The organism is Aureispira sp. CCB-QB1, from assembly GCF_000724545.1.
Lineage (GTDB): Bacteria > Bacteroidota > Bacteroidia > Chitinophagales > Saprospiraceae > Aureispira.
Genome location: NZ_JHBV01000044.1, coordinates 1 through 12,575, shown reverse-complemented (window position 1 = coordinate 12,575; position 12,575 = coordinate 1). Strand labels below are relative to the sequence as shown.

The window sequence follows — 12,575 nt, the reverse complement described above, 5'->3', positions numbered from 1 at the left end:
TGACATTTTTTTTGACATAAATCCACCTATTTTGATGGGCATCAAAATAAGCAAAACGCACCCATAAGTAGTTTTACAATCATTAAAAACAACTTACAAATCTACTCACATCATCGAAAGCTTTTCCTTCGACGCTAATTCTCATGAAATGTACAAAAAAAAATTATTTTATAAAAGAAAAAAAACAACTTATCCCCTTATAATTAACAATCTTTTATTAATTATTTTATCTGAAGTTTCCATAGATACAAGGTATACAGCCTCTGGCAAATAATTTAAATCTAATTCTAGATCTCCTTGGCTTTGAACTGTTTTAGACAATAATACCTCTCCTGTAACTGTACGAACTGTAATTTTTTGCAAACGCTGTTCGAGACCAGTAATTTTGACCCAGCCTGTCGTTGGGTTTGGGTATAAGTTAATTTGATTTTCTTTATTAAACGTTTTTACATTGTTAATATCATTCATAACTTCGACAATCGTAACACAACCTTCTCTTGGTTCTGTTGGCATTTCATTCCCGTTCTCATCTACAAACCGAATTCCATCTATATCAACAGGCATAACCGTAGTATCTGGTTGACTTACTCTCAGTATATCATCTCGAATTGTAAAACAAACGGTTCCCAATCGACCACTTCCAGTCAACGGTTGTTGATCTGTTCGACCAACAGCTGTTTCTAACTTTCCTTGTGCAGCATAATCTTTTTCTACAGAAATCAACTCTTGTGCTGCCCCCAACCAAGAACTACCATAACTAATTGTTGCCGAGTGAACCAACAGAGGATCATAATTGATGGTAAAAGCAATGGCATAAGCATTGATAGCTTCCCGTGAAGGCTCCCCTAGATTGACTCCCATACAATGAACATCTCCTTCGTATACCGTATCGCAATCTACATAGATTGGTGGGTCTTGTCTAGTTGTCCACATACTGTTTGTTGTTGTACCCGAATTCCGCGAATAACTTTGAGCATAATTTAAACGAATGGCCTCTACATCGGAAGAATCAATCAAACCATCTCCATTACAATCTATAAACTTGTAATCTGGCAAAACAGGTAACGCCAATGGAAGGTTCCAATCGCTGCTACTCTGTCCCGTCCAATTAATACTAGCTCCAGCTCTTGCCCCACCCAATGTTCCATATGCCAAGGCAATCGGTAATAAATCAAAATTATTGGCTTTGGTATTATCATCGGTATCACCAGGCCAGACGCACCCACTTTCATAACGAATATTAAAAACTAATGTGTCAACATTTCCTAATAAATCTGTTGCAACAACAATATGCTCCCCTGCACACAAATCATTTCTAATGATTGCCGTAGAACCATCCTCCCAAAGATAATTGACAATTCCAATTCCGCCATTGCTAGATAAAGCAGCATATCCATTACAGGCTCCTGTATCACATTGGGTTCGCCCTAGAGAATCTAGTTGAGCTGTAAAACCACAAGTAATGCTCCAAAGCACTTCAATTTGTGATTGGCACCACCCCACATTTCCACTAGAATCAATCATTTGCACAGTATAAGGGTAGATTCCAACATCATCACAAGTCAATGTAGGTATTCCTGCTTGGTTGTTAATTAATGTTGTGGCAATTGAGCAATTATCTGAACTTCCAGCAATTGCTTGCCCCAAAGGAAATGTCACTGTCCCCAAAATTCCCAAAGGGATAGAAATGGCTCCGATCGAAGCACAGTTAGGTTCTGGAGGTAGGTTGTCTACCACGACAATAAAAGTATTGCAAGTATCGGTATTACCAGTAGTATCTTTGACAACAAAAGATACAGGCACAGAACTTCCTATGTTAAGACAACTTAAAGTAAGTACTGTATCTCCATTAATCTGGTATTTTTCTATTCCACAATTATCAAAACTGTTATCATCTACATCCTTTGCCTGTACTTCTACTGTACCAGAGCTATCCAAATAAACTGTCAATGTATTTTTGCAAATAGCTACTGGCGCAATGGTATCATTGACACATTGTGCTTTAAGCTTGTTTAGAGACAGCAAATGAATTAATAAAATTAATATAAAATAAATGTGCTTCATTGTTTCGTTTTTTCTGTTTAACCTATTAGGATTGTACAATCCTAATAGGTTATTATTTATTTTTTAATGGTTTATATTGGATTAAGGTAACCTATTGTACCTTTTTTTTATTAAAATTAACTGTTTTACAAACAAAACTCCATAACCAATAAAGCATTTTCATATATGTACAAACTAAAAAGGCCCAAGAATATATCGCACCGCACTTGCAATACATCCTTGGATTTTTCCTTTTAACTTTCTTCACAATTCAAAGATGCGCTAAAATTCATTGCAATAAAAAAATTATTTTATACTATTATCCGATTTTTATTCTTTATAATATACCAAACCAACACTCTATTAAAAGTCTTATTTCATTACATACAGTTACTTATGCTTTAATAACTCCTGAATACGTTCTACTCAAACAAATAGTACATAATCATATGATTTTCAAAAAATTTAATCACAACTTCATTGTATTTTTGATGAAAATCCAAAATTAATTTCTAATAATCCTTGAAAGATGTTTTAAGTTAATAAATCCATTTTAAAAAACCCGACAATTAATAAAAAATAAAATATAATATTATCTTTATATTGCTCCTGTATACATTATTTTTAATATTCTCTTAGCTCTATCCTATTATTTCCAGTCTAAGTTTTATTTTTTTATGCAAGATTCCAAAATTTTAGATTTACTTCAACAGTTAGATAGCAGAACGCTAACTCGATTTAAGGAATATACCTTATCTCCTTATTTTAACAAACATGAAGCAACCACCAAACTTTGCTTGTATCTGCTAAAGTACGCACCAACATTCGCTCAGCCTGAAAAATTAGAAAAAACACGTATTTACAATAAAATTTTTGCTGGAGAAGCTTTTGATAATAAAAAATTTCATCGTTTAACATCTCAATTGCTGTCACTACTGCACAATTTTTTAATAGATGATGCACTTCAGAGTAAGGAAAACCAACGGATGGTTGTATTATTAGAAAAGCTGCGACATTATAAACTGGAAAAACACTATCGTTCTATAGAAAAAAGATACAAGCAACAATCAACCAAAGAACATCTGAATCACCAAACGTATTACGAAAGTCAGTATAAATTTCATAAAGAATTAGACTATTTATTTGTAGAGCAAGGCGGACGAAGTTATAATGAAAATTTGCAACTAGCCAATGATTCGCTTGACAATCTTTTTATCCTAGAAAAACTAAAAATGGCTTGTGACATGGCGAGTCGAAATAAAGTTATTCAAGCGCATTATCAATGGTCTATTATGAAGGGGATTGAAGAACATTTACAAGATAAATCCAAAGAGTTTGACCCAATCATTCAAATTTATCATACAATCTTTAGAATGTTAACAAAACAAGCGGAAGCAACGGAAACTTACTACAGGATGTTGCTTCAATTGTTAAAAAAATATGCCCACCAGTTTACCAAAGACGAAATTTTGGGCACCTATGGGTATGCGCTCAATTATGCTATTGGAAAAATCAATCAACAAGGCTCCACTTATTTAGAAGAAACGTTAGAGATATATTTGTACCTAGTAGAATCCGAAGCTATTTTTGTAGGAGGCTTTTTAATGCCACAAGAATATAAGAACATTGTTACCTTAGCTGTCCGCTTAGAAAAATACAGTTGGGCGGAGCAGTTTATAGAAGAATACAAAAAGAAGCTTCCTTTAGATGTCCGCAACAATGTTTATAAATATAACCTCGCATCCTTGCAACACAGCAAAAAAGACTATGATCAAGCTTTACAAACCTTGCATAATGTTGATTTCATCAATCCTACTTATTATTTAGGAACCAAAATTATCCAGCTCAAAATTTACTACGAAAAAGAAGAAGGAGAAGCATTTTATGCCTTAATTGATGCCTGCCATAGCTACCTAAGAAGGAGTAAGCAAGTTGCTGACTATCAAAAAAAATCAACCTCCAACTTAATGAAATTCAGTAAAAAGCTCTTTAAAATTAAAGAAACGATTGAATATACTAAGCGTCCTATAATTCAAGAGTCGATTGAAAGATTGCAACAAGAAATAGAAAATTGTCATTCCGTTGCCAATCGAGATTGGCTAATGGCAAATCTTAAACGACTTGTTTATTGAGATATTTTTTCGTAGATTATTGATAATAGTAGCGTTGCGCTTTTAGTTAGCTTTGTTACTACCTACGGTCGTGAGCTCGCATAGCTTGGTTCCCTGCTACTGCGTGGTTTCAACGAACTAATGTGATAATAATCAAGCATTTTAAGACAAAAGAAGCCTTTCACTCAAAAGAGTAAAAGGCTTCGGTATTTTTTAGATAGTTTATAAAATACTATAAACCTTGATCTTTACGAATTTTATTCAAAGCTGAACCAGCCTTAACCCACTCAATTTGAGCAGCATTGTATGTGTGTTCTACTTCAAAAGAATCCTCTGTTCCATCTGCATGATGCAGTACAACTGTCATATTCTTTCCTTCTGCAAAGTCATCAAATCCTAAGATGTCTACTTTATCGTCTTGACGAACCAAATCATAGTCGTTAGGATCAACAAATGTCAATGCCAACATACCTTGTTTTTTCAAGTTAGTTTGGTGGATACGAGCAAAAGATTTTACAATAACTGCTTTTACACCCAAGAAACGAGGCTCCATGGCAGCATGTTCACGAGACGATCCCTCTCCCAAGTTATCTTCTCCAAACACAACTGTACCAATACCTGCTTTTTGGTATTTGATAGCAGAATCAGGAACAGGCATGAATGTAGGCTCATTGCCATCTGCATAGTTAGCTACATTATTTGTTTCTTCATTAAAGTAGTTAACAGCACCAATGTAACAGTTTTGAGAGATATTCTCCAAATGCCCACGGTAAGTTAACCAAGGTCCTGCCATAGAGATATGATCTGTTGTACATTTTCCTTTTGCCTTGATCAACAAACGCATTCCTGTCAATTCCTCTTGATTCATTGGCTTGAATGGTGTCAACAATTGCAAGCGCTCAGAATCTGGATTAACAACTACTTCAATATTAGAACCATCTTCAGCAGGTGCTACATATCCAGCATCTTCTACATCAAACCCTTTCGTAGGCAACTCATCTCCTTTTGGAGGATCTAATTTTACCTCTTCGCCATTTTCATTCACCAAAGTATCGGTCAAAGGATTAAACTTCATGTCACCAGCAATTGTCATTGCAGTCACCAATTCTGGAGACGCTACAAAAGCTTGTGTATTTGGGTTACCATCTGCACGTTTAGCGAAGTTACGGTTAAACGAGTGAATGATTGCATTTTTTTCTTTCTTTTCAGCGCCAACACGTGCCCACATACCAATACAAGGACCACAAGCATTCGCCAAAACCATTGCTCCAATTTTCTCAAAATCGTCCAACAAACCATCGCGCTCTGCTGTAAAACGAACCAATTCAGAACCTGGTGTTACTGTAAATTCTGCTTTTGCTTTTAAATTCTTTTCTGCTGCTTGTCTAGCAATAGACGCTGCACGAGTTAAATCTTCATAAGAAGAGTTGGTACAAGAACCAATTAAACCAACTGATAATTTAGAAGGGAAATCGTTGTCTTCTACTGCTTTAGCAAACTCAGAAATCGGCCAAGCACGGTCTGGTGTAAATGGACCATTCAAGTGAGGCTCTAGTGTATCCAAATCAATCTCGATTACTTGGTCAAAATACTGATGAGGATTATTATAAACTTCAGCATCACCTGTCAAATGTTCTTTAACACCTTCTGCCAAAGCAGCAACATCTGCACGTTCTGTAGCTTCTAAGTAACGCTTCATAGAATCGTCGTATCCAAAAGTAGACGTAGTCGCTCCGATTTCTGCTCCCATGTTACAAATTGTACCTTTACCAGTACAAGACATGTTTACAGCTCCTTCTCCAAAATACTCTACAATATATCCAGTTCCTCCTTTGGCGCCTACGATACCCGCTACTTTCAAGATAACATCTTTAGGAGATGTCCAACCGCTTAATTTACCAGTTAACTTTACACCAATTAATTTAGGCATTTTAAGCTCCCAAGGAAGTCCAGCCATTACATCGACAGCATCAGCACCACCAATACCAATCGCAACCATACCCAAACCTCCTGCATTTACAGTATGAGAATCTGTACCAATCATCATACCTCCAGGAAAAGCATAGTTTTCTAATACAATCTGGTGAATAATACCTGCGCCTGGTTTCCAGAAGCCTACACCGTATTTATCAGAAACAGAGCTTAAAAAATCATAAACCTCTGCATTTTTATCATTAGCTGTTTCCAAATCATCTTCAGCACCAACTTTTGCTTGAATCAAGTGGTCACAGTGAACAGTAGAAGGTACAGCAACTTTGTCTTTACCTGCCATCATAAATTGCAACAAAGCCATTTGTGCAGTAGCATCTTGCATCGCTACACGGTCGGGAGAAAAGAATACATAATCTTCGCCACGTTTATAATCTTGGATCTTAGAATCATCGTTTAAATGAGCATACAAGATTTTCTCAGCTAGAGTCAGTGGTTTTTTAAGAGTTTCGCGTGCAGCCTGAATTTTTGAAGGCAAAGAAGCATAATGCTTCTTAATCATATCAATGTCAAATGCCATAGTGCTATTAAATGATTTTATCTGATTAAAAATTAATTGGTTTTCCTATTTCCATGTAATTTATACTTGAATTTTCTAATAGAAAAATCCTATTGTAAACTACATTTTTACAATATAACCTTTATATAAGGCTTTGGTTGCGAAAATACATTTTTTTTGCGAAAAATTGCACAGGGCTTATTATTTAGACTAATTCTATGAATAAAAAGGCTTATTTAGACCATAAAAAGACATTGATGCAAAAAATGTACGTCCTTGGTTTTTAAGATTATCCTACCATTTTTGAGCAATTCGTCTCCTTATCCCCCAATTTCTACTTGACAAATCATAATAATGTTGCTCCGGTTAACAATCCATTACAAGTCGTGGTAAACAACCGTATCTACTTTAAAATCGTGTGCTTCTGTGGGCACTGCTTCGACAATTTGAAAAGGATACGCCAATGCAACTTTATAAGCATGAGGATGCTGACTCAAGAAGTTGTCATAATATCCACCACCATAGCCCAAGCGATTGCCATGTGCATCAAAAGCCAACCCAGGCACTAAGATTAAATCAAAACTTCCTTCATAGATAGATTTTTGATTAGGATGTTTCGTCCCCCACAATCCTTCTTCTAATTTATCCAAAGCCTCCAGTTTCAAGTGTTCCAACTTTCGATTCTTCAAAGTTTTAGGACAATACACATTGGTCTTTTGTTCTAGTAACTTCTCTATCAATGGATAAATATTTATTTCCGCCCCCATTGGCAAGTAAGCATGAACATTGGTACAATTTCTAGCTTGAATTAAAGCCATTAAATCACGAACAATCCGAGCATCATAAACTGATTTTTTTTCTATAGGAATGTTATTTCTTTTTAATAAAATTTCAGCTCGAAGTGCTTTTTTTTCTTGCATAATAGTCATCGTTCCTTGATTTTCGTAGTTCGTTGATTATTCCATCTTGGGCTTTTGCACTACTAGCATAAGCCTATTCGGCAAGCTTAGCTAGCTGCGCTGCTACTTCGTGGTTTCAACAAACTATTGTGATTTTCTAGAGAGATTTTACATACTAGTGACTAGGTTCTAATCCTAGTTCTTTTCCTTTTTTCAACATAAAATCAAAAGCCTCTTGATAATCGTTTTGAATTGCACCATCTAAAATAGCTTCTCGAATACTATTTTTAATTTGTCCCACCTCTCGACAAGGTTTTAAATTAAATGTTTCCATAATAATTTCTCCTGAAATAGGTGGTTGCCAATTTCTCAAGCGATCTTTTTCTTCCAACTCTGCAATCTTATTGGTCAGAATTTTTAAGTTCTTAGCATACTTATCCAATTTCCACTGAAACTTTGAAGTAGAATCAGCGCCACAAAACAGCAACAAATCATCAATGTCCTCTCCTGCTTCAAACATCAAGCGACGCAATGCGGAATCTGTAATTTCTTCTTTGGTCAACACCACAGGGCGCTGATGCAAGCCAACCAATTTTTGAACATATTTCATTTCATTGCCCATTGGCAATTTCATTCTTCTAAAAAACTTAGGTACAAAACGAGCCCCCAAAGCTTCGTGACCATGAAATGTCCATCCTTGTCCATCAATGTATCGTTTGGTCAACGGCTTGGCGATATCATGCAACACAGCTACCCAACGCAACCAGATATTATCACTTACTTTTGCCACATTATCCAATACCTGTAAGGTATGGTAAAAATTATCTTTATGCCCTTGTCCATTTTTATAATCAACACCATGCATAGCGTGCAATGCAGGGAAGATTAATTTTAACAATCCCGTGTCGAATAAAAGTTTGTACCCAATAGAAGGTTTTGGAGTAGCCATTATTTTCTGCAATTCGGTGGTAATCCGTTCTTGCGAAATAATTTGAATTCGTTCTTTCTGATCGGCAATTGCCTTCAAAGTCGTTTTATCAATTTCGAAATTGAGCTGCGTGGCAAAGCGAATGGCTCTCAACATTCTCAAAGGGTCATCTGAAAATGTAATATTAGGGTCTAGTGGAGTAACAATGCGTTTTTCTTTTAAATCTTGTAGACCTCCAAAAGGATCAACTAATGTGGCATAGTCTTCATCATTCAAACTAATAGCCAAGGCATTGATGGTAAAATCCCGACGATTTTGATCATCCTCCAAGGTTCCATTTTCTACAATAGGCTTGCGAGAATCTTGGCGATAAGATTCTTTCCTAGCTCCAACAAACTCCAGTTCTAAGTCTTTAAAATGCAACATAGCCGTTCCAAAACGTTTATAGACTATAACCTTAGGTTTAGGACGTAATTTAGTAGCTAATTTTTTAGCTAACTCAATACCGCTGCCCACACAGACAATATCCATGTCTTTAGACGGTCGTTGAAGCAATCTATCTCTGACATATCCCCCAATAACATAGGTAGGAAATCCGAGTTCTTTAGCTGATTCACTTAGTAGCTCGAATATTTCTTGCTCCTTTTCCTTTATTTCGATTTGCATTATCCTCTTTAGTTAGTCAAAATTGAGTCGCAAAGGTAAGAAAACTAACCTTTACTTTCTCAAAAAAATCAAATCTTCCCCATCTACAACTTTTACAACAACAGAAGGGGCATTTTCACTTTCTTCGTATTGTTTGTATTGTGCAATACTAGCCACTCCTCGTTTAATAGCATTATCAATATCTAAAAACGTTTTGGGATATGGTTTGCCACTAATATTAGCCGATGTGGAAACAATAGGTTTCCCAAAAGCGTTCACTAATTCTTTGCAAAATGGATCTAAAGTTACTCGTATAGCAATGCTACCATCTTCTGCTAACAAAGAATCTGGCAAGTTCTTCGGTTTATCGTATACAATTGTTAGTGGTCTGGTGTGATAAGCAATCAAATTGCTCGCTTTGGGAGGAATATAGGCAACATATTCTGACAAACGACTCTCATTATCCACCAATAAAATGTAGTTTTTTCCTTCCTTTCGTTTTTTGAGTGCATCAATTTTCTTAACAGCTTCTGCGTTGGTTGCATCACAGCCAATTCCCCAGATGGTTTCAGTCGGATACAAGATAAGCTTTCCTTCATTTAATGCTTCCACAAGTGGAGCAACTTCCTTTGTAAAATTCATATTTTTCAATTAATCAACAACCCGCCCAAAACGCATTTAATTCGTAGTCTCCCCAATCCCCTCTTAGAAGAATACACGGATTATTGTTAGCAATAGTAGTTTTTGTTATTTTTTATTTTTAACCTCTTACATTACTCTTAAAGTTTCTATCTTAAAACTTCCCAAACAGCCTTCGTTTTCACGAAGAAATTTGTTTTGATAGGCAAACAAAGTTAAGCAATAAAAAAGTATACTTTTATTTTTCTTCCAATTTATTGAAGCAAGTATAAATAACAAACAGCGAGATAAAACTATTTTGTTTTTTTAAAGAAACTTTGTAATCAACATATTGTTGTATATTTTTAGTTCTTAGTTGTAATTTAATTCTAGTTTGACAACACTTAGAGAATTCTAAATCAACAAACTATTACTTTTAAATAACTTCTTCATTATTATAATCAACACCAATGGCATCTTCCAAAAAGAATAAAAAAAAGAAAGCTTCTAATAATCAAGAGAAACATAGCTCAAAGACAAAAAACAACGTACAGAAAAAAAAGCAGCTACAAGAAAGAATTTTTTCTCCTATCACTGCTGCCTTAGTACTTGCGATCATCACTGCTTTTGTTTATAGAGGTGCTTTAAACAATGAATTTGTCGATTGGGACGACTATACTTATGTCACAGAAAATCATTTGGTTCGTTCTGCAACAGACATTGCCGCTTTTATTCAACTAAAAGGAAGTCAACGAACAATTAGCCCAACCGTCAATCCTCATACAACAAGTATAGGAGATGTTTTCACAACTGCCGTAGCACTAAATTATCATCCCATTACTATTTTGACGATGCGTTGGAATAACAATGCTTGTCCTAGCTGCCCAGAGGGAATTTCAGCACGTCCTTTTATTTTTTGGAACATCGTTTTACATATTCTAAATAGCATTTTTGTCATGCTGCTAATTTATCAGATGAGTAAAAAAAATCTTCCCGTGAGTATTTTTGTAGCAGCTGTATTTGCTTTGCATCCTATGCATGTAGAGTCTGTAGCTTGGGTATCCGAACGCAAAGACGTGCTTTATAGTTTTTTCTTTTTATTGGGATTATTGAGTTATTGGAAATTTCTACAAACCAATGCAAAAAAATGGATTTACACTGCTTTTGTACTTTTTATTCTTTCTTGTTTATCCAAAGCTATGGCCGTCGTATTTCCTTTGGTTATGCTATTACTTTATTTTTGGAATCACCAAGCCACAACACCTACTGAAGCATTAAAAGACACGTTTAAGCCCACTGCATTAGTTCCAACCATTCCCTTTTTTATCAGCTCTATTGTATTTGGGCTAATTGCAACCAATGTACAGGCAGGTGGCGATTTGGGAGGATTCTTACAAAAAGGTACAAGTGCTGTGGCAATGAATGATTTTAGTGCCTTTGAATTATCCGAGCGCCTTCAGTTCGCCTCTTATGGATTTATACAATACATCATCCAATTTTTTGCACCAACCAATCTCTCTGCTTTTTACCCCTATCCAGATCAACAAACATTTGACAATAGCCTGTTCTTTAAAGTAGCTCCCTTTTTGGTTGTGTTGATTTTAGGGGTAGCCTTAGCAAGCCTTAGATTCAGCAAAAGTATTGCTTGGGGAATTGGTTTTTATTTGATAACAATTATTTTAGTACTTCAATTTATATCTGTTGGCGCTGTTATCATGGCTGATCGATACAGTTATTTGCCTTACATTGGTTTAGCTTTTGCCTTAGCCATGCTGATCTTTGAACATGCGCCCCAAAACACCAAAAGAGGAATATTAATCGCTATGACGATTGGATTCTGTGCTTATATCCCTACAACCATTTCGCAAATCGAGACTTGGCAAAACAGTGACAAACTTTGGACAAATGTTATTGACTTAAACACTATAAAAGGCAAAAAATTGTTACCTACTATGGCGCAGCCTCTAGGTATTAGAGGCAATTATTATGGTAAACAAGCCGACAAAGCAACCAGCCTTCAAGAGCGACAAAAATACCTCAACAAAGCGTTCCAAGATTTTTTATTAGCTACAGAACTTGGCTCCAAACGAGCTGATGTGTACGAAGGTATTGGGAGTATTTATGGAATGCGAGGAAGTATGAAACAGGAACAAGCTCGGCAATTGCAAAAAAAGAATAGACAACAAGAAGCTCAACAGATGGCCCAACAAGCCAATAGTGACTTTCAAAAAGCTGTTTCTAATCATTCCAAGGCTATTGAACTTGACCCCGAACGAGGTACCGCTTATTACAATCGTGGTGTATCTTATAGTATTCTTAGAATTCATGACAAAGCTATTGAAGATTATACCAAAACACTACAATATGCACCTGAACAAGCTCCTATTGCTCACATCAATCGAGGGATATCTTATGTTGAGTTAAGACAAAACCAAAAAGCAATTGCTGATTTTCAAAAAGTGTTGCAGTACAACCCCAAAGATCCTGTTGCCATTCGTTATCTCAAAAAGCTTACAGGAAAATAAAAATAAGCAGAAATATTGTTTCTATTAGTTGTTTGGTGCTTTTTTACTTTTTTGACAAAAAAAACAAAAAAGCACCCCTTATAACACTGATAACCAAATACTTAACCCAAAACACAACAAAAATACAACTTGCTGATTATCAATAACAATCAAGCTTTTCAATCCACTATTGTTTGAATTAAAAACAAAAAATTGAGCAAAAAGAATATTTTTTTCTATCTTTTTAGTTCGATTTAAGGTAGTGATGTAGATTGTATGATAAGTTAGAAAAAAAGACAATGAAGACTATATTTGTAAGATGTGTTCAATATCTATACA

At 35.5% G+C, this 12,575-nt stretch carries 7 protein-coding genes; 2 read left to right on the top strand and 5 right to left on the bottom strand.

The features are described from left to right. Positions 1–189: 189 nt before the first annotated feature. Entirely contained in the window at positions 190–2,064 is a 1,875-nt protein-coding gene (locus tag CG11_RS24425) for a T9SS type A sorting domain-containing protein (protein WP_052599538.1), read from the bottom strand. Between the two features lie 656 nt (positions 2,065–2,720). Here CG11_RS24425 and CG11_RS24420 point away from each other — a divergent pair. Further along, positions 2,721–4,175: a hypothetical protein gene (locus CG11_RS24420; protein WP_052599536.1), complete on the top strand. Its 1,455-nt coding sequence runs from the start codon at positions 2,721–2,723 to the stop codon at positions 4,173–4,175. A gap of 211 nt (positions 4,176–4,386) precedes the next feature. On the opposite strand, the gene CG11_RS24415 is transcribed toward CG11_RS24420, so the two are convergent. The 4 genes from CG11_RS24415 to CG11_RS24400 all read right to left on the bottom strand — a co-directional run bounded on the left by CG11_RS24415 (position 4,387) and on the right by CG11_RS24400 (position 9,756). After that, on the bottom strand, positions 4,387–6,663 hold the full coding sequence (locus CG11_RS24415; RefSeq protein WP_052599534.1) for an aconitate hydratase: 2,277 nt from the start codon (positions 6,661–6,663) through the stop codon (positions 4,387–4,389). A gap of 356 nt (positions 6,664–7,019) precedes the next feature. After that, positions 7,020–7,571, bottom strand: a complete 552-nt coding sequence (locus CG11_RS24410) for a 5-formyltetrahydrofolate cyclo-ligase (protein ID WP_052599532.1) — start codon at positions 7,569–7,571, stop codon at positions 7,020–7,022. 145 nt (positions 7,572–7,716) lie between these two features. Then, positions 7,717–9,135, bottom strand: coding sequence for a CCA tRNA nucleotidyltransferase (locus CG11_RS24405; RefSeq protein WP_052599530.1), 1,419 nt, complete (start codon positions 9,133–9,135; stop codon positions 7,717–7,719). Between the two features lie 51 nt (positions 9,136–9,186). Beyond that, complete coding sequence (locus CG11_RS24400; RefSeq protein ID WP_052599528.1) at positions 9,187–9,756, bottom strand: L-threonylcarbamoyladenylate synthase; 570 nt, start codon at positions 9,754–9,756, stop codon at positions 9,187–9,189. Positions 9,757–10,202: 446 nt separating this feature from the next. Between CG11_RS24400 and CG11_RS24395 the strand changes: the two genes are divergently transcribed. Further along, positions 10,203–12,257, top strand: a complete 2,055-nt coding sequence (locus CG11_RS24395) for a tetratricopeptide repeat protein (RefSeq protein ID WP_052599526.1) — start codon at positions 10,203–10,205, stop codon at positions 12,255–12,257. Positions 12,258–12,575 lie beyond the last annotated feature (318 nt).

Excerpts from the sequence above, each read along its gene's own strand:
- CG11_RS24405 (WP_052599530.1), bottom strand. The coding sequence starts at position 9,135 with ATGCAAATCGAAATAAAGGAAAAGGAGCAAGAAATATTCGAGCTACTA.
- CG11_RS24410 (WP_052599532.1), bottom strand. The coding sequence starts at position 7,571 with ATGACTATTATGCAAGAAAAAAAAGCACTTCGAGCTGAAATTTTATTA.
- CG11_RS24415 (WP_052599534.1), bottom strand. The coding sequence starts at position 6,663 with ATGGCATTTGACATTGATATGATTAAGAAGCATTATGCTTCTTTGCCT.
- CG11_RS24425 (WP_052599538.1), bottom strand. The coding sequence starts at position 2,064 with ATGAAGCACATTTATTTTATATTAATTTTATTAATTCATTTGCTGTCT.
- CG11_RS24420 (WP_052599536.1), top strand. The coding sequence starts at position 2,721 with ATGCAAGATTCCAAAATTTTAGATTTACTTCAACAGTTAGATAGCAGA.
- CG11_RS24395 (WP_052599526.1), top strand. The coding sequence starts at position 10,203 with ATGGCATCTTCCAAAAAGAATAAAAAAAAGAAAGCTTCTAATAATCAA.
- CG11_RS24400 (WP_052599528.1), bottom strand. The coding sequence starts at position 9,756 with ATGAATTTTACAAAGGAAGTTGCTCCACTTGTGGAAGCATTAAATGAA.